The 26,293-nt window shown below is 72.4% G+C and carries 26 protein-coding genes and 1 pseudogene; 8 read left to right on the forward strand and 19 right to left on the reverse strand.

Annotated features, from left to right (window positions below; translation table 11 throughout):
• Nucleotides 1–5 precede the first annotated feature (5 nt).
• A complete protein-coding gene (locus tag ABH923_RS18885; RefSeq protein WP_370056940.1) occupies nt 6–1,298 on the reverse strand; it encodes an alpha/beta hydrolase in 1,293 nt (430 codons plus the stop codon).
• Between the two features lie 137 nt (nt 1,299–1,435).
• Here ABH923_RS18885 and ABH923_RS18890 point away from each other — a divergent pair, with 137 nt between their 5' ends.
• Nucleotides 1,436–1,843, forward strand: coding sequence for a hypothetical protein (locus ABH923_RS18890; RefSeq protein WP_370056941.1), 408 nt, complete (start codon nt 1,436–1,438; stop codon nt 1,841–1,843).
• Nucleotides 1,844–1,861: 18 nt separating this feature from the next.
• On the opposite strand, the gene ABH923_RS18895 is transcribed toward ABH923_RS18890, so the two are convergent.
• Nucleotides 1,862–3,172 carry an alpha-hydroxy-acid oxidizing protein gene (locus ABH923_RS18895; protein ID WP_370056942.1) on the reverse strand — a complete coding sequence of 437 codons (1,311 nt, stop codon included), beginning with the start codon at nt 3,170–3,172 and terminating at the stop codon, nt 1,862–1,864.
• Nucleotides 3,173–3,263: 91 nt separating this feature from the next.
• On the reverse strand, nt 3,264–3,944 hold the full coding sequence (locus ABH923_RS18900) for a LysR family substrate-binding domain-containing protein (protein ID WP_370056943.1): 681 nt from the start codon (nt 3,942–3,944) through the stop codon (nt 3,264–3,266).
• A 53-nt stretch (nt 3,945–3,997) separates the two neighbouring features.
• Here ABH923_RS18900 and ABH923_RS18905 point away from each other — a divergent pair, with 53 nt between their 5' ends.
• Nucleotides 3,998–4,384, forward strand: a complete 387-nt coding sequence (locus ABH923_RS18905; protein WP_370056944.1) for a DUF5997 family protein — start codon at nt 3,998–4,000, stop codon at nt 4,382–4,384.
• 17 nt (nt 4,385–4,401) lie between these two features.
• Here ABH923_RS18905 and ABH923_RS18910 read toward each other — a convergent pair whose 3' ends face one another.
• From ABH923_RS18910 to ABH923_RS18935, 6 genes are all read right to left on the reverse strand, one after another.
• The gene (locus ABH923_RS18910; protein WP_370056945.1) at nt 4,402–4,815 is read right to left on the reverse strand and encodes a DUF1622 domain-containing protein; all 414 of its coding nucleotides are present in this window, start codon (nt 4,813–4,815) and stop codon (nt 4,402–4,404) included.
• 69 nt (nt 4,816–4,884) lie between these two features.
• Nucleotides 4,885–6,771 carry an amino acid transporter gene (locus ABH923_RS18915; RefSeq protein WP_370057392.1) on the reverse strand — a complete coding sequence of 629 codons (1,887 nt, stop codon included), beginning with the start codon at nt 6,769–6,771 and terminating at the stop codon, nt 4,885–4,887.
• A gap of 334 nt (nt 6,772–7,105) precedes the next feature.
• The gene (locus ABH923_RS18920; RefSeq protein WP_370056946.1) at nt 7,106–8,599 is read right to left on the reverse strand and encodes an SDR family NAD(P)-dependent oxidoreductase; all 1,494 of its coding nucleotides are present in this window, start codon (nt 8,597–8,599) and stop codon (nt 7,106–7,108) included.
• A gap of 43 nt (nt 8,600–8,642) precedes the next feature.
• Nucleotides 8,643–8,897 carry a DUF6510 family protein gene (locus tag ABH923_RS18925; protein ID WP_370057393.1) on the reverse strand — a complete coding sequence of 85 codons (255 nt, stop codon included), beginning with the start codon at nt 8,895–8,897 and terminating at the stop codon, nt 8,643–8,645.
• 5 nt (nt 8,898–8,902) lie between these two features.
• Nucleotides 8,903–9,658, reverse strand: coding sequence for a ferredoxin reductase (locus ABH923_RS18930; protein ID WP_370057394.1), 756 nt, complete (start codon nt 9,656–9,658; stop codon nt 8,903–8,905).
• Nucleotides 9,652–10,245, reverse strand: a complete 594-nt coding sequence (locus ABH923_RS18935) for a sulfite oxidase-like oxidoreductase (RefSeq protein ID WP_370056947.1) — start codon at nt 10,243–10,245, stop codon at nt 9,652–9,654. Before ABH923_RS18935 ends, ABH923_RS18930 begins: the two co-directional genes overlap by 7 nt.
• Nucleotides 10,246–10,306: 61 nt before the next feature.
• Between ABH923_RS18935 and moaA the strand changes: the two genes are divergently transcribed.
• The 3 genes from moaA to ABH923_RS18950 all read left to right on the forward strand — a co-directional run bounded on the left by moaA (nt 10,307) and on the right by ABH923_RS18950 (nt 12,064).
• Nucleotides 10,307–11,389, forward strand: coding sequence for a GTP 3',8-cyclase MoaA (gene moaA / locus ABH923_RS18940; RefSeq protein ID WP_370056948.1), 1,083 nt, complete (start codon nt 10,307–10,309; stop codon nt 11,387–11,389).
• Nucleotides 11,382–11,633 (forward strand): MoaD/ThiS family protein, encoded by a 252-nt coding sequence (locus tag ABH923_RS18945; protein WP_370056949.1) that lies wholly within the window; start codon nt 11,382–11,384, stop codon nt 11,631–11,633. The genes moaA and ABH923_RS18945 overlap by 8 nt, the downstream gene beginning before the upstream one ends.
• 95 nt (nt 11,634–11,728) lie before the next feature.
• Nucleotides 11,729–12,064 carry a hypothetical protein gene (locus tag ABH923_RS18950; protein ID WP_370056950.1) on the forward strand — a complete coding sequence of 112 codons (336 nt, stop codon included), beginning with the start codon at nt 11,729–11,731 and terminating at the stop codon, nt 12,062–12,064.
• Here ABH923_RS18950 and ABH923_RS18955 read toward each other — a convergent pair.
• From ABH923_RS18955 to ABH923_RS18995, 9 genes and pseudogenes are all read right to left on the reverse strand, one after another.
• Nucleotides 12,061–13,098, reverse strand: coding sequence for a sulfate/molybdate ABC transporter ATP-binding protein (locus tag ABH923_RS18955; RefSeq protein WP_370056951.1), 1,038 nt, complete (start codon nt 13,096–13,098; stop codon nt 12,061–12,063). The two genes, ABH923_RS18950 and ABH923_RS18955, sit on opposite strands and share 4 nt — an antisense overlap.
• On the reverse strand, nt 13,095–13,919 hold the full coding sequence (locus tag ABH923_RS18960) for an ABC transporter permease (RefSeq protein WP_370056952.1): 825 nt from the start codon (nt 13,917–13,919) through the stop codon (nt 13,095–13,097). The genes ABH923_RS18955 and ABH923_RS18960 overlap by 4 nt, the downstream gene beginning before the upstream one ends.
• Nucleotides 13,916–14,722, reverse strand: a complete 807-nt coding sequence (gene modA / locus ABH923_RS18965) for a molybdate ABC transporter substrate-binding protein (protein ID WP_370056953.1) — start codon at nt 14,720–14,722, stop codon at nt 13,916–13,918. Before modA ends, ABH923_RS18960 begins: the two co-directional genes overlap by 4 nt.
• 11 nt (nt 14,723–14,733) lie before the next feature.
• On the reverse strand, nt 14,734–15,138 hold the full coding sequence (locus ABH923_RS18970) for a molybdopterin-binding protein (RefSeq protein ID WP_370056954.1): 405 nt from the start codon (nt 15,136–15,138) through the stop codon (nt 14,734–14,736).
• A gap of 55 nt (nt 15,139–15,193) precedes the next feature.
• Nucleotides 15,194–15,607 carry a molybdenum cofactor biosynthesis protein MoaE gene (locus ABH923_RS18975; RefSeq protein ID WP_370056955.1) on the reverse strand — a complete coding sequence of 138 codons (414 nt, stop codon included), beginning with the start codon at nt 15,605–15,607 and terminating at the stop codon, nt 15,194–15,196.
• Nucleotides 15,604–16,626: a bifunctional molybdenum cofactor biosynthesis protein MoaC/MoaB gene (gene moaCB, locus ABH923_RS18980; RefSeq protein ID WP_370056956.1), complete on the reverse strand. Its 1,023-nt coding sequence runs from the start codon at nt 16,624–16,626 to the stop codon at nt 15,604–15,606. Before moaCB ends, ABH923_RS18975 begins: the two co-directional genes overlap by 4 nt.
• A complete protein-coding gene (glp, locus tag ABH923_RS18985; RefSeq protein WP_370056957.1) occupies nt 16,623–17,837 on the reverse strand; it encodes a gephyrin-like molybdotransferase Glp in 1,215 nt (404 codons plus the stop codon). Before glp ends, moaCB begins: the two co-directional genes overlap by 4 nt.
• 40 nt (nt 17,838–17,877) lie before the next feature.
• The gene (locus ABH923_RS18990; RefSeq protein WP_370056958.1) at nt 17,878–19,047 is read right to left on the reverse strand and encodes a ThiF family adenylyltransferase; all 1,170 of its coding nucleotides are present in this window, start codon (nt 19,045–19,047) and stop codon (nt 17,878–17,880) included.
• A 4-nt stretch (nt 19,048–19,051) separates the two neighbouring features.
• Nucleotides 19,052–20,660, reverse strand: a pseudogene (locus ABH923_RS18995) (molybdopterin-dependent oxidoreductase).
• Between the two features lie 68 nt (nt 20,661–20,728).
• Here ABH923_RS18995 and ABH923_RS19000 point away from each other — a divergent pair.
• From ABH923_RS19000 to ABH923_RS19010, 3 genes are all read left to right on the forward strand, one after another.
• On the forward strand, nt 20,729–23,284 hold the full coding sequence (locus tag ABH923_RS19000; protein ID WP_370056959.1) for a DEAD/DEAH box helicase: 2,556 nt from the start codon (nt 20,729–20,731) through the stop codon (nt 23,282–23,284).
• Nucleotides 23,285–23,416: 132 nt separating this feature from the next.
• Entirely contained in the window at nt 23,417–24,631 is a 1,215-nt protein-coding gene (locus tag ABH923_RS19005) for an anion permease (protein WP_370056960.1), read from the forward strand.
• On the forward strand, nt 24,628–24,963 hold the full coding sequence (locus ABH923_RS19010; protein WP_370056961.1) for a peptidase: 336 nt from the start codon (nt 24,628–24,630) through the stop codon (nt 24,961–24,963). The genes ABH923_RS19005 and ABH923_RS19010 overlap by 4 nt, the downstream gene beginning before the upstream one ends.
• 5 nt (nt 24,964–24,968) lie before the next feature.
• Here ABH923_RS19010 and ABH923_RS19015 read toward each other — a convergent pair whose 3' ends face one another.
• Entirely contained in the window at nt 24,969–26,246 is a 1,278-nt protein-coding gene (locus tag ABH923_RS19015) for a uracil-xanthine permease family protein (protein ID WP_370056962.1), read from the reverse strand.
• Nucleotides 26,247–26,293 lie beyond the last annotated feature (47 nt).

A 26,293-nucleotide genomic window follows, 5' to 3' on the forward strand; every position in this document is an offset into this window, starting at 1 on the left:
CCGGCTCAGCCCGGCTTCTGCAGCCCCAGCGTGGCGAACAGCAACGGGAGGCCCCCGTTCAGCCCGCCCATCAGCGCGCCCATGCCGTGGCCTCCGGTCGGGAGGTCGATGAACGTGCTGGCGACCCCGGCGCGCTGGGCTGCCCGCAGCTCGACCTCGGCCACATGGTGGTAGCCCGGATCGTCGCGGCAGGCGGTGAAGATCATGCTGCCGGGGAACGCGCCGGGCGCGAGCCGGTTGAACGGCTTGGCGTGGTCGTAGGCCGCCTGGTCGCCGTGGAAGATCTCGTTCAACGTGGCGGCGGGATGCTCGGCTCCGGGGAACTCCTCGCCGGAGATGTCGAGCACGTTCGAGAACAGCTCGGGATGGTCGATGCCGAACGACAGCCCGCACAGGCCGCCGTTCGAGTAGCCGGCGACCGACCAGAACCGGTGGTCGTGCGTGATCGGGAGGTGCCGGGCAGCCCAGTCCGTGACGTCCCGGGTGATGTAGGTCGCCGCGTTGCCGTACCGCGTCGTGTCCAGGCACAGCGTGTCCGGCGCCCCGGCGCCGAGCTGGTCGGCCACGACGACGACGGGGGCCAGGCCGTGATGCTGGGCGGCGAGCGCGTTGAGCACCGACGCGATCGGCTCCGGGTCCGGATTGCCGGGCTGGCCCATCATCATCACGACGAGCGGCAGCGCGGGCGGATGCGCCACCAGGGCGGCGGGTGGCAGGTAGACGCCGGCCTCCCTGGCGTGGAACCCGCTGATGGTCCCTGCGATGTGCGCCGTGCCGGTCTTGCCCTTGAGCGGCATGTCGGCCGGCGCCGTCCAGTGCTTCCAGAGCGCGACGTCGTACGCCGTGCTCTGGTGGGCGAGCGGCTTGGTCTTGATCGGGTTCGGGATCGTGATGGCGAGGACGTTGCCGACCGTGCGGTCCAGACCGTAGTTCAGGTTGATGCCCAGGGTCGCGGCGAGCACGAAGGCCGGCGCGGCGGCGATGGCCACAGCCGTGCGCCAGCGCGGGGCGCGGCCGATGCTGGCCGCGCAGAGCGCCAGCCCGCAGAACACCGCGGCCACCCAGAGGTAGTTCCCGGCGCCGAGGGACTCGCCGAACAGGTTCAGCCAGCGGACGCACACGAGCCAGGTGACGACGGCGCCGAGGAGGCCGATCGCGCCGGCCAGGCCGAGCCGGCGGAGCAGCGCGAGCGACGGACGGCGCGCCAGCAGGGCGACCAGCAGCGCGGCGGCGATGGCGAACACCAGGATCGGGACGGGGCCGCCGAGCACATCGATCGAGAGCAGTGCGTCAAACACGGCGCGCCGGCGGGATTCCCATACGAGCAATCTATGGCCGACAATCGAACGAACGGTGAACGAGGCCTGGGAACAGGGGCGTATTCTCGGGCCGCGCCCCCGAACTGGGGGTGATCCGAAACGCGAGAGGAGCAGTCATGATCGACGAGGACACCGCGCGTCTGCTGCGCGCCGCCGGCCTGCGTTGGCAACCGGCGTCGGGGGACACCTTCGCCATCGACCGGCCGGGGATGGCGGGCGAGCGCTTCACCGTGAGCGACATGACGATCGAGCCGCACCATTTCGACACCGGCACGATCCTCGGCTTCAACGGCACCACCGAGTGGGCGCTCGACTCGCTCGCCGTCGAGGACGCGCTGTGGATCCCGCGCGAGGACCAGCTCAGGGAGCTGCTCGGCGGCTCCTTCCGCCATCTCGCGCGCACAGCGGACGGCTACCGGGTCACCCTGGAGCGGGACGGCGTCGAGCGCTTCTTCGAGGAGGAGGACGCCGCGTCCGCCTATGCGCAGGCGCTGCTGTCGCTCATCGCCAGAGCGGTTGCCTAACGGGCACAGGGCGGTCGCCTAGCCAGTACAGGGCGGTGGCGTAGCCAGCACCGAGCGGTCGAGGTCGGCGACCCGGGCGACGCCGGAGAGCCCGAGCGTGATGTCGAGCTCGGCGAGGAGGTTGCGGAGCAGCTCGCTCACGCCGCGCTCGCCGGCCAGCGCGAGCGCGTAGGCGTACGGCCTCCCGACCGCGACGGCCCTGGCGCCGAGCGCGAGCGCGATCACGGCGTCCGCGCCGCCGCGGATCCCGCTGTCGAACAGCACGGGGATGCGGCCGGCGACCGCGTCCACGACCCTGGTCAGTGCGTCGAGCGCCGCGACCTCGCCGTCGATCTGCCGCCCGCCGTGCGTGGACACCTGCACGGCGTCCACACCCGCGTCGACGGCGCGGCGGGCGTCGTCGGGGTGCAGGACGCCTTTAAGGACGATCGGGAGGCTGGTGTGCTCGCGCAGGAAGGCCAGGTCGTCCCAGCCGAGCGACGGGTCGGCGAACACGTCGAGGAAGGTCTCGACCGCCGCGAGCGGCTCGCCGGAGCGCAGGTTCTCGCGCAGGTCGCCGGGATGGTGGCGCAGGATGCTCGCGAACGACGCCAGCGCCGCCGGGGTGACCGCGGTGCGCTCACGGGGGCCCGCACTCGCCATCCGCTCGCGCACCAGCCGGCGGAAGACCGGGTCGCTGGTGTACTGGGCGATGCCGAGGCCGCGGCTGAACGGGAGGTAGCCGAGATCGAGGTCCCGCGGGCGCCAGCCCAGCACGTGCGTGTCCAGGGTGACCACGATCGCCTCGCAGCCGCTGGCCTCCGCCCGGGCGACCAGGCTCGCGACCAGATCGCGCGACGAGCTCCAGTAGAGCTGGAACCAGCGCGCGGCGCCCGGCCGGACGTCCTCCATCGCGGCGGCGACGGCCTCCATCGGAGCCGAGGCCTGGGTGGAGAGCACGGCGGGGATGCCGTGCGCGGCGGCTGCGCGTGCGGCGGCCGCGTCGCCGTCGCGCCGGGCCAGGTCGAGCACGCCGATGGGCGCCAGCAGCAGGGGAGTGGGCAGACGGCGCCCGAACAGCTCGATCGAGAGGTCGCGCTGCGAGACGTCCCGCAGCACGCGCGGGACGATCCGGTGCCGTGCGAACGCGTCGGTGTCGGCCCGGTCGGTGCGCTCCAGCCCCGCGGAGCCCGCGATGTAGGCGAATGCCGCGCGCGACATCCGCCTGCGCGCCGCGCGCTCCAGCGCGGGGAACGCGACCGGGATAGCCGGCCGCCGCCCGCTCACGCCCGCGCGGTACACGACGCTCTGCGCCGTCCGGCCGATGCTGGTCCCGATGCTCGCCGTCATCCGCCCATTCTGCCCCGCACCCCATCCACCTCACACGACACGCCGTCTCGCGCGGCGGTGAGACGGCGTGTCCTGTCAGGTGGATGCGCGGTCAGCGCTTGGGGCGGGGGCGCTTGCCGGTGGAGCGCTTGGCGGCGGCGGCGCGCTTGGCGGCGCGCGCGGACTGGGTGGCGGCGATCTTCGCGGACTTGGCGGCTTTCGCGTCCCGAGCCGAGCGCTCGGCCTCTGTCGCGGCCACGTCCGGGTTGCGCGAGCTGTGGGCGGAGCGACCACGCACGATCCCGATGAACTCGTCCACGAGCGGATGCTGGCCGTCGCGCGGCCAGGCGAGGCCGACCTGCGAGACCGGGCCGTCCTCCAGCCGCATCGCGGTGACGTCCTTGCGGCGCAGGGCCTTCGCCACCGAGGCGGGCAGCAGCGCGATGCCGTCGCCCGCGGCCACACTGCGCATGAACGCCTCGGACGGCTCGCCGGTGAGCAGGGGCTCGCCGTCGAGGTCGGCCAGGTGCAGCTTCTCCTCCAGCGTCAGCAGGTGCTCGTGGTGCATCACGACCACGACGTCCTCGGTGTAGAGCGGGATGAGGTGCCGGTCGTCGTCGGCCGGGGCGTCGCGCGCGAACACCATGTCGGCCTCGCCGGCCGCCAGCGCGGCGAGCGGGTCCGCCGACGGCCGCGCCACCAGCTCCACGTCGGGCTGCCGCTCGGCGAACACGCGCGTCCACTTGCCGATCGTGACACCGAGCGGGAAGGCGAGGGCGAAGCGGGAGGCCATGCACGCCAGGCTACCGTCCGGCCGGGCGGCGCGCGGACGATACCCTTGACGGTATGAAGCCCCAGACCATGAAGGCGGCCACCGCAGCCAAGAAGCTCGGCATCCTGCTGTCGGCGGCGCCGGAGGATTTCCAGGACCGCGAGATCAGCCGCACCGAGCTCGACGAGCTGACCGCGAACCCGCCCGCCTGGCTGGTCGCCCTCCGCGCCGACGGCCCGCACCCGCGCGACGTCGTCGCCCACAAGCTCGGCGTGAGCAACTCGGGGCTGGCCCGCGCCGGCGTCACCGAGCCGCTCACCACGGCCGAGATCAAGACGCTGCTGGAGGAGAAGCCGGAGTGGCTGGTCGCCGAGCGCGCGACGCAGGCGCAGGTGCACGCCGAGAACGCGCGCGTGAAGCAGCGCAACGCCGAGCGCGCGGCGCGCTCCGAGCGCGACTGAGCCCCCGAGACTGAGCCCTACGGCCGGTCGGGCGCGCCCGCCGAGCCGGCCTTCCTGGCCGCCCGCGCCAGCACCTCCGGCCCGGTGACGAAGGCGCGGCGCCAGGGCGCGACGCCGTCGATCTCCACCTGCAGCGAGAAGCTCAGGATGGTGCGGATGATCACGATGATGCCGAGCACCAGCGCGTCGGCGAGCGTCGGATTCGACGTGACGGTCTTGACCAGGTCGGCCGCGACCAGCAGCTCCAGGCCCAGCAGGATGACGCCGCCGAAGGACTCGCGCAGCGTGCGGAAGGCGTCCGTGCCGCTGCGCGTGCGCACCCAGACTGCGAGGGCGATCGCGAGCGCCACGACGAAGCCGACCGCCAGGGCGGCGACGCCCGCGAACTCGAAGGCGACCCCGACCGTCTCGAAGACCGCGTGGGTGTCCATGCGCACATGGTGCCACACAGGCGCCCTGACGGAGAGAGCCTTGTGGCCCGGCGTCAGTGTGGCCCGGCGTCACGCCACGTGGACGGCCGGCCTCCGCTTGACGTCCTTCTCCGCCTCGCGCAGCACCTCACGGGTCACCGGGGCGACCTCGCCGACGCCGGTGATGAGGTAGCGGAACATGTTCGAGATCGGGTTGCCTTCCGTCCACTCGAAGTAGACGGTCGGCACCACTCCGGTGATGTCGCGCATCTCCAGCAGGACGGCCGCGATGGTGTTCGGAACGTTGCCGCTCTTCACCTGCAGCACGCGGTAGCCGTACTTGACGACGCCGTGCACGACCAGATCCTCCTCGAAGTCGGACGAGTCGGACTTCATGACCTCGAGGAAGATGGTCCGCGAGCGCTGCGGGATGTGGCTGAAGCGGCGCTCGTCCTTGTTCTTCTCCTCGTACTCCTTCGTGGTGTCGACGTCGGGCTCGTGCGAGATGATGCGGATCTCGCCCTCCTCGGCGTCCTCCAGGATGAAGTCGAGCGCCGACACGTCGAAGGTGACGCTCGTCGCGCGCACCTGGAACGACCGCCCGACGCGCGACACGATCGACACGATCAGGATGCCGATGATGAACAGCGTCGCGATCCGGAGGCCGTCCGGGCGCTCGATGATGTTGTCGATGGTCGTGTAGACGAAGATCGCGGTGATGATCGCGAACACGACCGTGCGCTTCGGCTGCTTCTTGCGCCAGGCGGACAGGCTCACCGCGAGCGACGCGGAGGTGATCAGCACCAGCACGCCGGTGGCGTACGCGCCGCCCTGGGCGTCGACGTTCGCGTCGAAGACCACCGTGATCAGGAAGGCGATCGCGGTGAACACCAGCACGAGCGGCCGCACCGCGCGCGCCCACTGCGGCGCCATCCCGTAGCGGGGGAGGTAGCGCGGCACCAGGTTGAGCAGGCCGGCCATCGCGGAGGCGCCGGCGAACCACAGGATGAGGATGGTGCTGATGTCGTAGACCGTGCCGAAGCCGTTGCCCAGGTACTCGTGCGCCAGGTAGGCGAGGGCACGGCCGTTGGCGGCGCCGCCGGCCTGGAACTCCCTCTGCGGGATGAGCAGCGTGGTCGTGAAGCTCGACGTGATCAGGAACGCGCTCATGATGAGAGCGGCGGTGGTGAGCAGCCGGCCGGCGCCGCGGATGCGGCCCTCAGGATAGTTCGGGTCGTCGTTCGGCTTGCCCTTGATCTGCGGCATGACGGCGACGCCGGTCTCGAAGCCGGAGAGGCCCAGCGCGAGCTTCGGGAACACCAGCAGCGCGACGCCGACGATGAGCAGCGGGTTGCCGTGCGAGACGAAGAGGGCGTCCCACCAGTCGGTGATGGCGGTGGGGTGCTCGAACACCTGGACGATGGAGGTCGTCACGACCACGACGTTGAGCGCGAGGTAGACGGCGACGAGCACGACGGCGATGCCGATCGCCTCCCGGAAGCCCTTGAGGAAGACCGCGCCGAGCAGGGTGATGAGCACCAGCGTGATGATGACGTTGTTGCCGTGGAACCAGGAGGGCGCGAACGGGTTCTCGATCGCGTGCGCTGTCGCGTCGGCCGCGGACAGCGTGATCGTGATCATGAAGTCCGTCGCGGCGAAGCCGAGCAGCACGAGGACGAACAGCTTGCCGGCCCACCACGGCAGGAACCGCTCCAGCATCGCGATCGAGCCGGAGCCGCGGAAGCTCTCGCGCGCGACCCTGCGGTAGACGGGGAGGGCGCCGAGCAGGGTCAGCGCGACGAGCACGAGGGTCGCGAACGGCGAGACCAGTCCGGCCGCGAGGGCCGCGATGGCGGGCTGGTAGCCGAGGGTCGAGAAGTAGTCGAGACCGGTGAGGCACATGACCCGCCACCACGAGTGCAGGTGCTCCGGGTTCTGGCCGTGCGGGCCCGTCTGGGTGCCGCGCTCGTCCACCATGCCGCGCAGCAGCCAGTGCTTGAACCTGCTGCCGCCCGCTGCCGAAGCCAGCGGGTGCGCCTGACCGGGGATCGGGATGGGCTCCTGCGGCCGGACCAGCCGCGGAGCGCTGCCGCCGAGCTCGGCCGGGGCGGGCTGCGAAGCGGGATCGTCCGTGGCGCCGGGGCCGGTGCCCTGCGCCTTGTCACCGGACGGGGTGGTGCTCGACATCGACTGCCCTTCGTTCGCGTTCGTGCTCACTGTACGTTCTGCACGCGCGCGCCCGGAAGACCTTCGGGAAGGTCCTCACCGGCCTCCCCGCGATGCCTGGAAAAGTATAGTCAGGCGGCGGGCGTCACCACGCGGACGATCTGTAATCCTTCAGGAACACCCCGTGGAGGTCCTCGCCGGACTCGCCGCGCACGATCGGGTCGTAGACCCGCGCGGCGCCGTCGACCAGGTCGAGCGGGGCGTGGAAGCCCTCCTCGGCGAGGCGGACCTTCGTGTAGTGCGGGCGCTCGTCGGTGATCCAGCCGGTGTCGACGCTCGTCATCAGGATGTTGTCCGTCTCGAACATCTCCAGCGAGCTCGTGCGGGTGAGCATGTTGAGGGCGGCCTTCGCCATGTTTGTGTGCGGGTGGCCCGCGCCCTTGTAGCGGCGGCCGAAGACGCCCTCCATCGCCGAGACGTTCACCACGTACGAACGGCCCGCGGCGGCCAGCGACGGACGGAGGCGGTCGATCAGGATGAACGGCGCCGTCGTGTTGCAGAGCTGCACCTCCAGCAGCTCTAGCGGGTCGATGCCGCCGACGGCCCTGGTCCAGGTGTTCACGCGCTGCACGTCGGGCACGAGGCCGCCCGCGTCGATAGCAGTGCCGTCGTGGTGGCGCTCCAGCGACGACGAGCCCGCAGTCATCGCGGCCGACGCGAGGTCGTTCGCGGTGAGGGCGGCCGCGCCGACCAGCTCGGCGACGGTGCCGTGGACGTTCGCCGACGACAGCAGCGGGTGGGCGGCGACGGAGGCCTCCAGCGCCTGCGGGTGCGGGTCGGCGGTGTGGCCGAAGGTCTCCAGCTCGGGGAGCGGGCCGTCGGGCAGCGGGTGCGACTCGGCCTCGGCGAGGAGCGAGTAGGCGCCGGGGGAGCGGCGGACCGTCTGCGCGGCGTTGTTGATGAGGACGTGCAGCGGGCCGCGGGCGGCGACGGAGTCCGCGAGGCCGATCACCTGGGCCGGGTCGCGGAGGTCGATGCCGACGACGCGGAGGCGGTGCAGCCAGTCCTTCGCGTCGGGGAGCTGCGAGAACCGGCGCACCGCGTCGCGCGGGAAGCGCGTGGTGATGGTGAGGTCGGCGCCGTCGCGCAGCAGGCGCAGCGCGATGTGCATGCCGATCTTGGCGCGGCCTCCGGTGAGCAGCGCGCGCTTGCCGGTCAGGTCGGTGCGGGCGGTGCGCTTGGCGTGGCTGAAGGCGGCGCAGGACGGGCAGAGCTGGTGGTAGAACCAGTCCACCTCGGTGTAGTGCTGCTTGCAGATGTAGCAGGCCTGCGAGTTGATCAGTGTGCCGGCCGTCGCGGAGCCGGCGGTGGGGGAGGTCAGGTCGCGGCCGCGGGTCTCGTCGTCGATGCGGTCGGGCGCGCCGGTGGCGGTCGCCGCGATCACGGCGCGGTCGGCGGCGAGCTCGGCCTCCCGCAGCTCGCGCCGCCTGGCCTGCTTGACGGCCTTGAACATGTGCGCGGTCGCGCGACGGACGGAGACGAAGTCGGGGTGCTCCTGGTCGAGCTCGTGGAGCTGCGCGAGGACGCGGAGGGTGGTCGCGAGGTCGTCGGGGTCGAGGCTCGCAGGTGATTCTGGCACCGGACGATTGTACGGGGAGCGGATGACCGCCCGCTGAGGGGCGTCACACCTCCAATTCGAGCCAGTCCAGACCGCGGAGGTCGAGGCACAGCTTGCCGTCGCGCTCGGTCGCCATCGCGATCACGTCGCCGCAGATGCGGCAGCGCAGCACCATCCCGTGGTCGTCGGGCCAGAGGTGCGCCCGCGCGATCACCGACACGTCGCCGCAGTGTGCGCACTTGCCGCGCGCCACGGTCACGTCGACCGCGAAGACCTCCGAGAGGAGTCCCGCCGCGGCGTTGCCGTCCAGGTAGTCCATGTCGCTCACGCTGCCCCTCCGATCCCGCCGTAGCGCTCGGTGCGGATGCGGTCCGGGTCGTGGCCGGCGTCGACCAGCCAGCCCGAGACGGCCTCGACGAACGGGGTGGACCCGCACAGGTAGAACCGCGGGGCGTCCGCGGCGGGCACGACGAGCGCGCCGAGCGCCTCCGCGGTCAGCCGGCCCGCCGCGACCGGCCAGCCGGCGGGCGCCTCCCGCGTGTACACGTAGTCGACGGTCAGCGGCGCGGAGGCCTCGCCGAGGGCCATCAGCTCGTCGCGGTAGTAGACCGACATCGGCGTCCGGGCGGAGTACAGCAGCCGGAAGGGCGCGGCGCTCGCCGCGGCGGCGTGCGCGCGGGCCATCGACATCAGCGGAACGACCCCGGAGCCTCCCGCGATCAGCTGCACCGGCTCGTCGTCGCCCGCCCGCCAGACGAACCAGCCGCCGACCGGGCCGCGCACCTCCAACTGGTCGCCCACCGCGAGGCCGTGGACGAGGTAGGGCGACACCTCGCCGTCCGGAAGCTCCTCCACCGTCAGCTCCAGCTCGTCCGCCGCCAGGCCGCCCGTTCCGGAGGCCGACGCGATCGAGTACGACCGCACGGCCTGGTAGCCGTCCGGCGCGGTGAGCCGCACGTCGACGTGCTGACCCGCGAGGTGCCCGGCGAGCCCGGGGATGCGCAGCCGGATCGTGCGGGCCGTCGCGGTCTCCCCGTGCGCGGCCACGACCTCCGCCACCCGCCAGGCGGTGCTCACCAGTAGCGCTCTTCCTTCCAGGGGTCCCCGTACAGGTTGTAGCCGTTCTGCTCCCAGAAGCCCGGCTGGTCCTGCGGCAGCATCTCCAGCCCGCTGACCCACTTGGCGCTCTTCCAGAAGTACAGGTGCGGCACCAGCAGGCGTGCGGGGCCGCCGTGCTCCGGCGGGAGGTCGGCGCCGTCGAACGTGTGGGCCACCCAGGCCTTGCCGTCGAGGAGGTCCTTCAATGGAACATTCGTCGTGTAGCCGCCGTAGGAGTGCGCCATCGTGTACTCGTAGTCGGTGTCGACGTTCTCGAACAGCGTGTCGAGCGCGACGCCGCGCCACGAGGTCCCGAGTTTCGACCAGCTCGTCACGCAGTGGATGTCGGTGCCGACGTCGGCCTGCGGGAGGGCCAGGAACTCGTCCCAGCTCCAGCGGTGCACCACGCCCTTCTCGGTCGTGATGGTGAACGCCCAGTCCTCCTTCGCCACGCGCGGGGTCGGCCCGGCGGACAGGACGGGGAAGCCCTCCGTGACGTACTGCCCCGGTGGGAGGCGGGGGTCCTCGGTTCTGCGCCGGCCGAGGAAGCCGGACGAGATGATTCCCATGCGCGGAGCATATTCCAGTCGCCGTGCGCTGGTCTATGGCCGGGCGGTCTAGGGTGAGGACATGGTGGCGGTGAATCTCGGGCTCCCGCGCAGCGCGTCGCTGCGGGATGAGGCGAGCGCTGCCGCGCCGAGCCTGGACGGCCGTCCGGACGTCTCGGGCCTCGTGGACCGGTTCGGCCGCGTAGCGCGCGACCTGCGCGTGTCGGTCACCGAGAAGTGCTCGCTGCGCTGCACCTACTGCATGCCGGCGGAGGGCCTGCCCGCCATCCCGCGGGAGGACCTGCTGACCCCGGCGGAGATCGCCCGGCTGGTGCGGATCGGCGTGCACGACCTCGGCATCCGCGAGGTGCGCTTCACCGGGGGCGAGCCGCTGATGCGCGCCGACCTCGCGGAGATCATCGGGCTCTCGGCCGCCGCCGCTCCCGGCATCGACCTCAGCATCACGACCAACGGCATCGGCCTCGACCACCGCGTCCGTGAGCTCGTCGCCGCGGGGCTGACCCGGGTGAACATCTCGCTGGACACCGTCGACCGCGAACACTTCGCCGCGCTCACCCGCCGCGACCGGCTGCCCGCCGTGTTCGCCGGGATCGCCGCCGCGCATGCCGCCGGGCTGACGCCGCTCAAGCTCAACGCCGTGATGATGCGGCAGACCCTCGCCGGCGCCCCCGACCTCCTCGCCTGGGCCCTGGAGCACGGCTGCCGGCTGCGCTTCATCGAGCAGATGCCGCTCGACGCCGACCACACCTGGCTGCGCGACAACATGGTCTCCGCCGAGGAACTGCTCGCCGTCCTCCGCACCCGGTTCGACCTGGTGGAGGCCGGCCGACCCGACGACCCGTCGTCCCCCGCCGAGGAGTGGCTGGTCGACGGCGGTCCCGCCACGGTCGGCATCATCGCCTCGGTGACCCGCTCGTTCTGCTCGGCGTGTGACCGCACCAGGATCACCGCCGAGGGCACGGTGCGCTCGTGCCTGTTCGGCGACGACGAGACCGACCTGCGCTCGCTGCTGCGCGGCGGCGCGGACGACGCCGAGCTGGCCCGCTGGTGGCGCGGCGCGATGTGGGGCAAGCAGTCCGGGCACGGGATGGACGCCGCCGGCTTCGTCCCGCCGGTGCGGAGCATGGGAGCGATCGGTGGCTGAGCGCACCATCCTGGTCCGCTACTTCGCGGCGGCCGAGGAGGCCGCCGGACGCGAGGAGGAGCGGGTCTCCCTCGGCACGCCGACGGTCGGCGCCCTCCGCGAGCTGCTGGACGCGCGCTACGGGGAGGCCATGCGGCTGGTCCTGCGCAACGGGTCCTTCCTGGTCGACGGCGTCGTGTCGCGCGACCCTGACGCCGTTGTCGGCGAGCGCGTCGACGTGCTCCCGCCGTTCGCCGGGGGGTGACATTCGGCACGAATGTGCCGAATGCCGGCCGCAAACGCGACATTCGTGCCGAATCTTCGGCGCGCGCTCCGCTAGGCTGCGGCGAGGGGGGACACATGAGCGTGCAACTGCGGGACCTGGAGGCCGTACGGCGACGGCAGGGGAGGTCCGCGGCGCTCGTGGTCGCGGCCGTCCTCACCGCGATCGGGACGTGGCTGACGCTGCCGTTCGGTGTCGTGCTGCTGACGCACGGGGCGGTGTTCGGGCTGGCGCTGGTGGTCGCCGGGGTCGTGCTGCTGGCGGCGTGCGTCGTCGCGATCGTCGGAGCAGCGCGGGTGCGGGTGACGCCGCAGAGTCTCCCGGGAAAGCCGAACCCGGCGTTCGGCGAGCCGCGGCCGTCGGCGAACCCCGACGGCGGCTACTCCACCGCGGGGATGAAGCTCGGCTCCTAGGCGGGGGAGATCCGGACCTCGGCCGGCGGCACGGTCAGGGTCACGCGTGCGCCTGCGGTGAGCCGGAGCTCCGCGACCACCGCGGCAGGGACCAGCGCCGTGAGCCGGTCCGTCCGGATCCGCACCAGGTCGTCGCGCGGCTCCAGAGCCGTGACGGTCGCGGCGATGCCGGCCGCGCCCTCCAGCGGCGCGCCGACCCGCACGGCGACGGTCGACGGCCGCACCACCGCGGTCACCGGCCGGCCCTCCGCGATCGGCGCTGTCGGCGTTCCGTCGAGGGCCAGGCCGTCGTCGGTGACGAGGCCCGTCGCCGTGCGCCGTCCGGTGAGGAGGCTGAGGCCGGTCAGCTCGGCGGTGAACGGGTGCCGCGGCTGCGTCAGCACGTCGCGCGCCGCGCCCTCCTCGACCACCCGGCCGCCGCCGAGGACCGCGACGCGGTCCGCGAGCAGGTAGGCGTCGAGCGCGTCGTGCGTCACGACGACCGCTGTGCGGTCGGCGAGCACCTCCGCCAGCACCCCGCGCAGCTCGCCCGCCACGCTCACGTCGAGGGAGGCGAGCGGCTCGTCCAGGAGGATCAGCTCGGGCTCGGCGGCCAGTGCCCGCGCGATGGCGACGCGCTGCGCCTGCCCGCCGGAGAGCTCGTCGGGCCGGCGCTCGGCCAGCGCGTGGACGCCCGTGCGCTCCAGCCACTCGTCGGCTTTCGCTCGCGCCTCCGGCCGGGACGCTCCCGCCGACCGCGACGCGAACTCGACGTTCCGGCGCACGCTCAGGTGCGGGAAGAGCAGCGCGTCCTGGGCGAGCAGCGCGATGCCGCGGCGGTGCGGAGGCAGCCAGGCCGCCGGGAGGTCGAACAGCGTCTCGTCCGAGAGCGTCGCGTGCCCCGTGTCCGGCCGGATCAGGCCCGCCAGCACCCCGAGCACCGTGGACTTGCCCGCGCCGTTCGGCCCGAGCAGCGCCAGCGTCTCGCCCGTGCCGAGCCGCAGCTCCACGTCGACGTCGCGCTCGGCGACCGTCGCCGCGAAGTCGAGGCTCACGATGCCGCCTCGCGCACCGGACGCGGCCTCCGCCGCAGCGGCTCGCCCGCACCGTGCGCCACCGCGACGACCGCGATGGCGACCGCGATCAGCACCAGCGACAGCGCGACGGCGGTGTCGGGGTCGGTCTCCCGCTGCAGGTAGATCTCCAGGGGCAGCGTGCGCGTCGTCCCCTGCAGGCTCCCGGCGAAGGTCAGCGTCGCCCCGAACTCGCCGAGGGCGCGCGCGAACGACAGGATCGAGCCGGAGACGATCGCGGGGAACACGAGCGGCAGCGTCACGCGGAACAGCACGCTCGACGGCCGCGCGCCGAGCGTGGCCGCGACGGCCTCATAGCGCTGGCCCGTGGTGCGCAGCGCGCCCTCCAGGCTCAGCACCAGGAACGGCAGCGCCACGAACGTCTGCGCTATCACCACCGCGGGAGTCGAGAACGCGATCGGGATGGCGCCGTCCAGCAGTCCGCGCCTGCCGTACAGCGCGAGCAGGGCGAGGCCGCCGACGACGGGAGGGAGCACGAGCGGCAGCAGCACGATCGCCCGCACCAGGGCGCGCCCGCGGAACGGCACCCGCGCCAGCACGATCGCCATCGGGATGCCGAGCACCAGGCATCCGATCGTGGCCGCGACCGAGGTGCGCAGGCTGAGCAGCAGCGCGTCCACCGACGAGGGCGAGGTGATCAGTGTGACGAAGTGCGTCCAGTCCACCCGCGTGACCATCGCGACGATCGGGAGCAGGACGAACAGCGCGCCGAGGGCGGCGACGATGAGCACCCAGCCGGGGATCCCCGTTCCCAGCCGCGCGCCCGCCGCGCGGCGCGTCACGGCTTCCCGAAGCCGGCGGCCTCGAGCACCTTCCTGCCCTCCGGGCCGGTCACGTACGCGATGAAGGCCGCGCCCCCGGTGAAGTTCTGCCCCTGCCTGACGGCGGCGATCGGGTAGGTGTTGACCACGTCCTTCGCCTCGGGGAACGGCACGGAGTCGACGCTCTTGCCGGCGCCCTTCACATCCGTCACGTAGACGATGCCGGCGTCGGCCTCCCCGGACGACACCTTGCCGAGCACGTCCGTCACCGACGACTCCTGGCTGACCGGCTTGAGCGTGACGCCCGTGTTGGCTTCGACCTTCGCCGTCGCCGCGCCGCAGGGGACCTGCGGGGCGCACACGACCACCTTGAGACCGGGCTTCGCGAGATCGGACCACCCCGTGATGTGGGCCGGGTTCCCGGGAGGCACGGCGATCGCGAGGACGTTCGTCGCGAAGTCGACAGGATCGCCGGAGACGACGCTGCCGGAGACGGCCTTGTCCATGTTCTTCTGGTCCGCCGACGCGAACACGTCAGCCGGAGCGCCCGCGATGAGCTGGGTCACCAGGTCGGACGAGCCGCCGAAACTGAAGCTGACGGTGCTGCCCGGGTTGGCCTTCTCGAAGCCTTTCCCGAGCTCGGTGAACGTCTTGGTGAGGGAGGCCGCGGCGAAGACCGTGACGGTGCCGGTGATGGCGTGCTTGGTCGGCGTCTGCGTCGGCGTCTGCGATCCCGGGTCCGCCGAGCATCCCGCGACGGCGAGCAGCACCGCCGCGAGCGCGGCCCCGACGATCCCGACGCGCCTACCGACGAAGCTGCTCACTCGACTGCTCCTCATTCCGGCGATCCCGCCGTCTCGACGATCACGTTGGTGGCCTTGACGACCGCGACGGCGACCGAGCCCAGCTCCAAGCCGAGCTCGCGGACCGCCTCGCTGCTGATCAGCGACACGACGCGGTGCGGGCCGCACTGCAGCTCGACCTGCGCCATCACCTTGTCCATGACGATGTCCGTCACGATCCCGACGAAGCGGTTGCGCGCCGACCGGCCGACACCGGACGGGTCGGGAGGCAGCACCGCGTTCTGCTTGGCGAGCTGCGCGAGCTCCAGGCCGTCCACGACCGTGCGGCCGCCCTCGTCCTTGGCGCTGGAGAGCACCCCGGCGTCGATCCAGCGACGCACGGTGTCGTCGCTCACCCCGAGGAAGCTCGCGGCGTCCCTTATCCGTATTTGCGGCACAATGGCCACTCTAGACCGGCAGGAGCGTGGAAATCGACCGGGCGCAGGCCGCGGCTCAGAGTCCGACCCACTCCGACGCGCCGTCGCCGAAGTGCTGGCGCTTCCAGATCGGCACCTCGGCCTTGATCCGCTCCACGAGCTCGGCGCACGCGGCGAACGCCTCCGCGCGGTGCGGGGCCGCGACCGAGGCGATGAGCGCGAGGTCGCCGATGGTCAGCGAGCCCACCCTGTGTACGGCGGCGACGCGCAGCCCGGTGCGCTCGGCGACCTCCTCGCAGCAGCGCCGGAGGAAGTCGGCGGCCTCGGGATGCGCGCGGTAGTCGAGCGAGACGACCGAGCGGCCGCCGTCGTGGTCGCGCACGATGCCCTGGAACGACACGACGGCGCCGGCCTCGCGCCGCCAGACGAAGGCGTCCAGCGTGGCCGGGTCGAGCGGCCGGTCGGAGACGTCGGCGAAGACGGCGCTCATCGGCGCGTTCCGTCGTGGCCGCGGTCGGTATCGCCGCCGAGCTGATCGAGGAGGTGCGTCAGGACGTCGTCCAGGACGGCGAGCCCGTCGGCGACGCCGCCTCGGGAGCCGGGAAGGTTCACGACGAGCGTGCGGCCGGCGACGCCCGCCCGTCCGCGGCTCAGCGCGGCGAGCGGGGTGGAGGCCGCGCCCCTGGCCCGCAGCGCGTCGGCGAGCCCCGGCAGCTCTCGGTCGAGGACGGCGGCGGTGGCCTCCGGAGTGCGGTCGCCGGGAGCGACCCCGGTGCCGCCCGTGGTGAGCACGACGGCGGGGCGCTCGGCGACGGCGGCCGTCAGCGCCGGCGCGATGTCGGCGTCCGCCACGACGCGCACCTCGGCCTGGAGGCCGTGGGCGTCGAGCCAGGACGCGATGACCGGGCCGGTTGTGTCGTCTGCGGTGCCCGCGGCCGCGCGGGTGGAGGCGACGATCACGACGGCGGCGGTGGAGCGTGCGGGCGCCGGGACCGAGGAGCGTTCCTGCGTCGAGGCGCTGGGGCTCTCCTCACCCTCCCTGCGCCACTCGCCGCGTTTCCCGCCGCTCTTCGCCACCAGCCTCACGTCCGTCAGGCTCGCCGCGGGATCCACGGCCTTCACCATGTCGTGCAGCGTCAGGCCGGCCACGGCCACCGCGGTCAGCGCCTCCATCTCGACGCCGGTGCGCCCGTGCGTGCGCGCGACCGCCTCGATCGCGATCGAGCCCGCCGCCTCGTCCAGCGCGAAGTCGACGCGCAGCGAGTTGAGCGGCAGCGGGTGGCAGAGCGGGATGAGGTCGCTCGTGCGCTTGCCTCCGGCGATCCCGGCGATGCGCGCGGTCGCGAGCACGTCGGCCTTCGGGAGGTCGTCCGCCGCGACCAGGCGCACCACGTCGGGCGTGGTCACCAGCCGGCCGCGGGCGACGGCTTCCCGGTCGGTCTCCGGTTTCGCGCCGACGTCGACCATGCGGGCGCGACCGTCGGCGTCCAGGTGGGTGAGCTCGCTCATAGGGTCCAGACTGTCACGTCCGCGCCCGACTCGACCGCCTCCGCCTCGGCGGGCAGGTCGATCAGCACGTCCGCGGTGGCCATCGCCGCGACGAGGTGGGAGCTGGGGCCGGAGACCGGGGCGACGCCGTCCTCGCCGACCCGTCCGCGCAGGAACTGGCGCTTGCCCGGCACCGACCGCACGGACTCGGCCAGCCGCACGCGGCGCACCGGCAGCGCGGGCAGCCCGGCCGCGTGGCGCAGCGGGCCGCGCAGGAACACCGCGAACGACACCTGCGTGCTCACCGGGTTGCCGGGGAAGCACAGCACGGGCACGCCGTCGACCACCGCTGTCGCCTGCGGGCCGCCCGGCTGCATCGCCACCGTGGTGACCTCCGCGCCGCGCGGCAGCAGCACCTCCCGCACCACCTCGAAGGCGCCCTTCGAGATGCCGCCGGAGGTGATGACCAGGTCGGAGGCGGCGACCGCGGCGTCGAACACGCGCGCGAAGGCCGCGGGGTCGTCGCTGCTGCTCGCCCGCAGCGACACGACGGCGCCGGACTCCTCGACCAGTGCGGCGAGGGCGACGCCGTTCGCGTCGAAGACCTGGCCGAAGCGCACACCCCGGCCGGGCGCCGCGAGCTCCGAGCCGGTGGTCAGGACGGCGACGCGCAGTCGCGCCCGCACCGCCACCGAGCTGACGCCCGCGGCCGCGAGCGCCGCCAGGTGCCGCGCGGCCAGCCGGGTGCCGGCGGTGACGAGCACGTCGCCGCGTTCCAGGTCGCTGCCGCGCTCGCGCACGTACTCACCTCGCTTGCGGGAGCGCCGGATCTCGACCACGGCGCCGGCCAGGTCGTCGTCCCGGCCGAGGACGAGCTCGGTGTCCTCCACCGGCACGATCGCGTCAGCGCCGCTGGGCACGGGCGCTCCGGTCATGATCCGGATGGCGGTGCCGGGGGTCAGCGTCACCGGCACCTCATGGCCGGCCGGGACGTCCCCGGTCACCTCGAGCGCGACCGGCACGCGGGCGACGTCGGCGGCGCGCACCGCGTAGCCGTCCATCTGCGAGTTGCGGAACAGCGGGAGGTCGACCTCCGACCGCACGTCCGCCGCGGCGACGCGCCCGGCGGCGTGGGCGAGTAGGACGGTCTCCACGTCCGGCTGCGCAGAGAGCGGCTCCAGGAGGCGGTTGACGTGATCGACGTGCTCCTCGACGGTGCGCGGTGGGGTCATGGGTTCAGTATCCCGCGGGTCCTGTGGACGTGCGAGGCCCTCAGTAGCGGGAGAGGGACGGGTCGACCTCGCGCGACCACGCGTCCAGGCCGCCCTCCAGCACCACTCCGGGGGCGCCCGCGGCCTCCAGGAGTCTCCGCGCGGTCTCCGCCCGGACGCCGAGGTGGCAGATGATCACGAGCGGGTCGTCGCCCAGCCGCTCCGCAACGCCCGCCGCGTCCCGCACCACGACGTCGAGGGGCACCAGCAGCGAGCCGGGCAGCTCGGCGATGTCGGCCTCCCACGGCTCGCGCACGTCGAGGAGGATGTGCGGCTTCCCCGCGGCCAGTCGCGCGGCCAGGTCGGCGGGGGAGACGGTGGTGGCCGCCGCCGGAGCAGCCCGCACGGGCGAGAGCCCGCAGAACAGCTCGTAGTCGATCAGCTCCGTCACCGGCTCCGCCGCAGGGTCGGCGGCGTACGGCAGCTCGCGGAACGTCCCGCGCAGCCCGTCGTGCACCAGGACCCGGCCGAGCAGGAGGTCGCCCTCCCCGGTCACGACCTTGGTCGCCTCACTCGCCATCAGCGACCCGATCACGCCGCACACGCTGGGGAGCACGCCCGCCTCCACGCAGCTCGGCACGCTGCCGGGCTCGGGAGGCACCGGGAACAGGTCGCGGTAGTGCGGCCCGAAAGCCGCCCAGCTCAGCCCGACCTGTCCGCCGAACCGGTGCACCGCACCCCACACCACCGGCACGCCCGCCAGGAGCGCCGCGTCGTCCACGAGGTACCTGGTCGGGAAGTTGTCGCTGCCGTCGAGCACGAGGTCGAAGCCGGCGAGGATGCCCGGCGCGTTTGAGGAGGTGAGCCGCTCGGGGAAGACCCGCACGTCGATGCCGGCGTCGATGGCGCGGATCGCATCGGCCGCCGACGCGGTCTTCTGCCGGCCGAGGTCGCGCTCGCGGTGGATGGTCTGGCGCGGGAGGTTGCTGAGCTCCACGCTGTCGTCGTCGACGATCCCGATCGTCCCGAACCCGGCGCCCGCCAGCAACGGCAGCACGGCGGAGCCGAGGCCGCCGGCGCCGACCACCAGCACGCGGGCGGCGCGGAGGCGGCGCTGGGCGACCTCCCCGAAGCCCGGGAGCTGGACGGTCCTGGCATAGCGCGCACGCTGCTCCGAGGGCAGCGCAGGGCCGGGCGCCACGAGCGGCGCCGGACGGTCGGGGGAGGTCATGGCGCTAGCCAACCACGGTCACGCCGATGGAGTGCAATCCGGTCGCGCCGTCCGGGATCACGTCCTGCACCTTCGAGGTCTGCACGGTGCCGTGCGCGTCGGTGGCGCGCACCTTGATCGTGTGCGAGCCAGGGGTGGCGTCCCACGCGTACTTCCACTGCCGCCAGGTGTCCGCCGAGATGGCGTCGGCGAGCGTGGCCTGCTGCCAGGCGCCGCCGTCGATCTGCACGTGCACGGCGCTCACGCCGACGTGCTGCGACCAGGCGACGCCCGCGACCGCGACCGTGCCCGCCTTCACCTGATGCCCGTCCGCCGGAACGTCGATGCGCGACTCCAGCTTGACCGGGCCGCGCTCCGACCAGCCGCGGTCGGTCCAGTAGGAGGTCGCCTTGTCGAAGCGCGTGACGTTCAGCTCGACCACCCACTTGGTCGCGGACACGTAGCCGTACAGTCCAGGGACGACCATGCGCACCGGGTAGCCGTGCTCCAGCGGGAGCGGCTGGCCGTTCATCCCGACTGCCAGGATGGCGTTGCGGCCGTCGGTCAGCGCCTCCAGCGGCGTCCCGGCTGTCCAGCCGTCCTGGCTGCGGGGAGAGCACCATGTCGGCGTCGGCGGACGGCCCCGCCCGGGCGAGCAGGTGCCGGATAGGATGGCCGAGCCACTTCGCGTTGCTGATCAGGTTGCCGCCGACCTCGTTGGAGACGCAGGTGAGCGTGGTGACGGACTCCTCCAGCGGCAGGGCGAGCAGTTGGGCGAAGGTGAGTTCGACCTCCTTCTCGACCATGCCGGTGATCCGCAGGCGCCAGGCCGACGGGTCGATGCCGGGGATCTGCAGCGCGGTGTCGATGCGGTAGAAGTCGGCGTTGGGCGTGATGATCGGGGCCAGGCCCGCGATGTCGAACGACGCGGCGGCCGACACGGGCGGGGCGGTGACGGCGGGCTTCGGCAGGTGGAAGGCGGCCCGCGCCGCGGAGGCGGCGCGGTAGCCGGTGGCGATGGCCTGACCCACGATCGTCGCCACGATCCCGGCGGCGGCGGTCGCCGCGGTCGCCGTCACGAAGTGCCGGCGGCTGACCTCGCCGTCCGGGGCGATCCGGGTCGGCCGGGTGCCGCGCAGCAGGTCGGCCAGCCAGCCCAGGATGAGGATGGCGACCAGAGCCGCGAGCGCCGACGGCACGACGTTCACCACCGAGGATCCCGCGCGCGTGACAGCGGCGAACACGCCGAGCGCCCCGCCGATGCCGATCAGGATGCGGCCGAACGGAGGCCGCCGCAGCTCCACCCAGCCCGCCAGCGCGCCCCCGATGAGGAGCACGACGGCGAGGGAGGAGATGAGGAACGCTTTGTCGCCGGTCCCGAACACGCCGATCACGGCGTTCTTCACCCAGGCGGGGGTGAGATCGATGACGAGTGCGCCGACGACGAGGATCGGGCTGCCGTCCTGCACGAAGAACGCGCTCAGCAGCTCGGCGGCGCCGACACCGGCCACGATGCTCGCGGCGCCGACGGCGGCGGAGGGCCAGAACGGGGCTCGCGGCTTCGCGGACGGCCCCGACCCCTCGGCCCCCGGCCTCTCCGGCCGGGCCGGCCCAGCAGACACAGGCGATCCCATACCCGAAGAATAAGCGCGCGATCCGGTGGATATGCCGAGCATCGCGGCCTGTGACAGGCTTGGACCCTATGGCCTCCCTCCGCGTCGACGACCTCCCCGGCTGGGCCGGCCCCTCCTCGGTGAGCGAGGACGCCGTCTACGAGGCGTTCGTCGCCTGGGCGGAGTCCACCGGCATCACCCTCTACCCGGCGCAGGACGAGTCGGTCATCGAGATCGTCGGCGGCTCGAACCTCATCCTGTCGACGCCGACCGGCACCGGGAAGTCGCTCGTCGCCGTGGGCGCGCACTTCGCGGCGCTGGCCCGCGGCGAGCGCAGCTTCTACACCGCTCCCATCAAGGCCCTGGTGTCCGAGAAGTTCTTCGCCCTCGTCGACGTCTTCGGCGCCGAGAACGTCGGGATGATGACCGGCGACTCCTCGGTCAACGCCGACGCGCCGATCATCTGCTGCACCGCCGAGATCCTCGCCAACCTCGCCCTGCGCCAGGGAGCGGACACGCCAGTGGGGCAAGTCGTCATGGACGAGTTCCACTTCTACGCCGACCCCGACCGCGGCTGGGCCTGGCAGGTGCCGCTGCTGGTGCTGAACCGCGCCCAGTTCGTGTTGATGTCCGCCACCCTCGGCGACGTGACGGCGCTCGCCGCGGACCTGAGCCGTCGCACCGGCCGGGAGACCGCCACCGTCACGGGTGTCGAGCGCCCGGTGCCGTTGCACTACTACTACGAGCTGACGCCCATCCACGACACGGTCGAAGACCTCCTGCACACCGGCCAGGCGCCCATCTACATCGTGCACTTCTCGCAGCTCGCCGCCCTGGAGCGCGCGCAGGCGCTCTCCAGCGCCAAGATCGCCACCCGCGAGCAGCGCGACGCCATCGCCGAGCTGATCGGGGAGTTCCGGTTCACGACCTCGTTCGGCCGCACGCTCTCCCGGCTGCTGCGCCAGGGCATCGGCGTTCACCACGCGGGGATGCTGCCCAAGTACCGCCGGCTGGTCGAGCAGCTCGCCCAGCGCGGGATGCTGCGGGTGATCTGCGGCACCGACACGCTCGGCGTCGGCATCAACGTCCCGATCCGCACCGTGCTGCTGACCGCGCTGACCAAGTTCGACGGCACCCGGCTGCGCCAGCTCAACGCGCGCGAGTTCCACCAGATCGCCGGCCGCGCCGGCCGCGCGGGCTACGACACCGCTGGCACCGTCGTCGTGCAGGCGCCCGAGCACGAGAGCGAGAACGTCAAAGCCCTGGAGAAGGCGGGCGACGACCCGAAGAAGCGCCGCAAGATCGTCCGGAAGAAGGCGCCGGAGGGGTTCGTCTCCTGGGGCGAGCCGTCCTTCCGCAAGCTGGTGGAGGCCGACCCGGAGACGCTCACGTCCTCCATGCAGATCACCAGCGCCATGCTCATCAACGTGATCGGGCGCGGCGGCGACGTCTTCGGGCACGTCCGCGACCTGGTCTTCGACAACCACGAGCCCTGGAAGCGCCAGCTCGCCCTCGCCCGCCGCGCGCTCGGCCTCTACCGCTCGCTGCTCACCGCCGGGGTCGTGGAGGTCGTGGACGGCGAGATCCGCCTGACCGTCGACCTCCAGCCCAACTTCGCCCTCAACCAGCCGCTGTCGCCCTTCGCGCTCGCCGCGTTCGAGCTCTTCGACGCCGAGTCGCCGACCTACGCGCTCGACATCGTGTCGGTCGTGGAGGCCACGCTCGACGACCCGCGGCCGGTGCTCTCCGCCCAGCAGTTCCAGGCGCGCGGCGAGGCGGTCGCCGCGATGAAGGCCGAGGGGATCGAGTACGACGAGCGCATGGAGGCGCTGGAGACCGTGACGCACCCCAAGCCGCACGACGAGCTGCTGCACGAGGCGTTCGTCACCTACGCCTCCAGCCAGCCCTGGGTGGCCGACTTCGAGCTGAGCCCCAAGTCGGTGGTCCGCGACCTCTACGAGCGTGCGATGACCTTCGGCGAGTTCATCGCCTTCTACAAGCTCGCCCGCTCGGAGGGCGTCGTTCTGCGCTATCTCTCCGACGCCTACCGCGCCCTGGGCCAGACGGTCCCGCTCGACCTCCGCACCGAGGAGCTGCGCGACCTCGTGGAGTGGCTCGGCGAGCTGGTCCGCCAGGTCGACTCCAGCCTCCTGGACGAGTGGGAGGAGCTGGTGCACCCCGACGCCGCCCGGCACGCGGCCGAGAGTGGCGAGATCGCCCCGCCCGCCCCGCGGAACGTCACCACCAACCGCCGCGCGTTCTTCGTGCTGGTGCGCAACGAGCTGTTCCGGCGCGTGCAGCTCGCGGCGCTCGACAAGGTGCAGGAGCTCGGCGCGCTCGAGAACGAGGCGGCGGCGCTCGCCGAAGCCACCACGCCGTCGTTCACCGAGCTGCAGTGGGACGAGGCGCTGGAGGCCTACTACGCCGAGCACGACGAGATCCTCACGGACGCGTCGGCGCGGGCCGCGGCCATGATCGTCGTGGACGAGACACCGGCCGCCGCGGAGGGGGTCTGGCGGGTGCGGCAGATCCTCGCCGACCCGGCCGGCCACCACGACTGGGGGATCGCCGCGGAGGTGCTGCTGGCGGACTCTGCCCGCACCGGCGTGGCGGTCGTCCGGGTGACGGCTGTCGACCGGCTCTAGCGACCGGCCGGTGGTTTGACGCGCCCGAGACGGCCATGAAAACATGACCACGGTCGCTTAACGGCGCCAGGCACTCCGCATGAACGTCCGGTGAACTCGCCGGGCGTCCGTCGACACACGAGAAAGAAGCCGGTGGATCTCACCCTCATCATCGTGCTGGTCATCGCGCTGGCCCTCTTCTTCGATTTCACCAACGGGTTCCACGACACCGCGAACGCGATGGCGACGCCGATCGCGACCGGCGCCATGCGGCCCAAGGTCGCGGTCGCTCTCGCCGCTGTCCTGAACCTCGTCGGCGCGTTCCTCTCGACGGAGGTCGCCAAGACCATCTCGGGCGGCATCATCAACGAGGGCTCGGGCGGCGTCCTGATCTCGCCGGAGCTGATCTTCGCCGGGCTGGTCGGCGCGATCGTCTGGAACATGGTGACCTGGCTCTACGGCCTCCCGTCGTCCTCCAGTCACGCGTTGTTCGGCGGCCTGATCGGCGCGGCGATCGTCGGCGCCGGGTTCGCGTCCGTGAACTTCCCGGTGGTGGTGCAGAAGGTCGTCCTCCCCGCGGTCATCGCGCCGTTCACGGCCGGTGTGGTCGCCTGGGCGGCGACCAAGCTCGCGTACTGGATCACCCGGCGCTACGACGGCCGCCCCGACGGCCGCGGCGGCTTCCGCTACGGCCAGATCTTCTCCTCGTCGCTCGTCGCCCTGTCGCACGGCACCAACGACGCGCAGAAGACGATGGGCGTCATCACCCTGCTGCTGATCTCGGCCAACCTGCTGCCCGCCGGGAGCGGCCCGCCGCTCTGGGTCGTCGTCGCGTGCGCGCTCGCCATCGCGGTCGGCACCTACTCCGGCGGCTGGCGCATCATCCGCACGCTCGGCCGCGGCCTCACCGAGGTGAAGCCCGCGCAGGGCTTCGCCGCAGAGACGAGCACGGCGGCGACCATCCTGGCCTCCAGCCACCTCGGTTTCGCGCTCTCCACGACCCAGGTCGCCTCCGGTTCGGTGATCGGTTCCGGCCTCGGCCGGCGCGGCGCGTCGGTGCGCTGGGGCACGGCCGGCCGGATCGCCACCGGCTGGGTGCTGACCCTCCCGGCGGCAGGCCTCGTGGGCGCCCTCGCCGCGTTCGTCGGCCTGCTCGGCCTGGTCGGCATCCTGATCGACACGGTGATCGCCGTCGTCGTGATCACGTTCATCTTCTGGCGCTCGCGCCGCAACCAGGTGTCCAGCGCCGACGCGGTGGAGCCCGCCCCGGTTCAGGGTCAGAGCGACGTCGCCGAGTCCGGCCGGGTCGTGAAGATCAGGAAGGTCAAGCCGCTCAAGCGCGAGCGCACCGGAAGGAACCCCGCATGAGCGCCGTCCTTCAGTTCCTCAGCGTGTTCGTCGCATCGCTGGTCGGCGCATGCGTGGTCGTCGGCTTCTACGCCCTGGGCACGCGGCTGCTCGCCGTGGCCGGGCGCGCGCTGTTCGTGGAGCCGGCGGAGTTCACCGACGCCATCACCGTGATCACCCCGGAGCAGGCCGCCAAGGCCCAGCGGAAGGCCGAGAAGGCCCAGCGCAAGAGCCCGCCGGTGAGCGAGGGCCGCAAGCGCGCCGCGCTGGCCGGCGCCTACGCGTGCTTCGTGCTCTGCGCGTTGGCTGTCCTCTACGGCCTGTACCTGATCATCCCGTACTTCCACCACTGACGGCGCTAGGCGGTCCCGCGCACCTTCGCGATCGAGTTCATGACGTGGTACACGACGATCGCGGCGATGGCGCCGAGGGCGATCCCGTTGAACGTGAGCTGGCCGACGTTCAGTGTGAAGTCGCCGATGCCGATGATGAGCGCCGTCGCCGCCGTGAACTGGTTGACCGGCTTGGAGAAGTCGACCTTGTTGTCCAGCCAGATCTTCACGCCGATGACGCCGATGAGGCCGTACAGCGCGGTCGTCACGCCGCCGAGCACGCCGGCGGGGATGGTGTTGATGACGGCTCCGACCTTGGGGGAGAGGCCGAGCAGCACGGCGACGATGCCGGCGACCCAGTACGCGGCCGTCGAGTAGACGCGGGTCGCGGCCATGACGCCGATGTTCTCGCCGTAGGTGGTCGTGCCGGAGCCGCCGAAGAAGCCGGCGATCGTCGTCGCCAGGCCGTCAGCGAACAGTGCGCGGCCGGTGAGCTTGTTGACCGACGGGTTCGTGAGCTGCGCGACACCGCGGATGTGCCCCACGTTCTCGGCGATCAGCACGAGCACGACCGGGAGGAACGCGGGCAGGATGCCCCAGGTCGACGCCGCGTCCGTGAACGGGTTGGCCGGGAACGTGAACTGCGGGAGGCCGATCCACGCCGCCTTCTCGATCTTGCTGAAGTCGACCTGGCCGGCGAACACCGCGAAGACGTAGCCGACGACGACGCCCAGGAAGATCGAGAGCCGGCCCAGCATTCCTTTGAACAGCACGGTGCAGAGGATGACGGCGGCCAGCGTCACCAGCGCCGTGACCGGCGCCGCCATGAAGTTGTTCTTCGCCGCGGGCGCGAGGTTGAACCCGATCAGCGCCACGATCGCGCCTGCGACGATCGGCGGCATCAGCCCGTCGATCCACTTGGTGCCGGTCGCGACCACGATCAGGCCGACGACGGCGAGCAGGAGGCCGGTGACGACGATGCCGAACAGCGCCGACGGCATCCCGTGCGCCTTCGTCGCCGCGACGATCGGCACGATGAACGCGAACGAGGAGCCCAGGTAGCTGGGCAGCTTGTTGCGCGTCACCAGCAGGAACAGCATCGTGCCGACGCCGGAGAACAGCAGCGTGGTGCTCGGCGGGAAGCCGGTGAGCAGCGGCACCAGGAAGGTCGCGCCGAACATCGCGACGACGTGCTGGGCGCCGAGCCCGATCGTGCGCGGCCAGGTCAGCCGCTCGCCGGGGAGCACGACCTCCCGCGCTCCGACCTTCTTTCCGTCGCCGTGCAGCTTCCAGGGCAGAGCCATTCGTGTCCTTATCGTGTCGGGAGGGGAATTAGGCTGGTACGGCGCTG

It is taken from the genome of Leifsonia sp. EB41, from assembly GCF_041262565.1.
Lineage (GTDB): Bacteria > Actinomycetota > Actinomycetes > Actinomycetales > Microbacteriaceae > Leifsonia.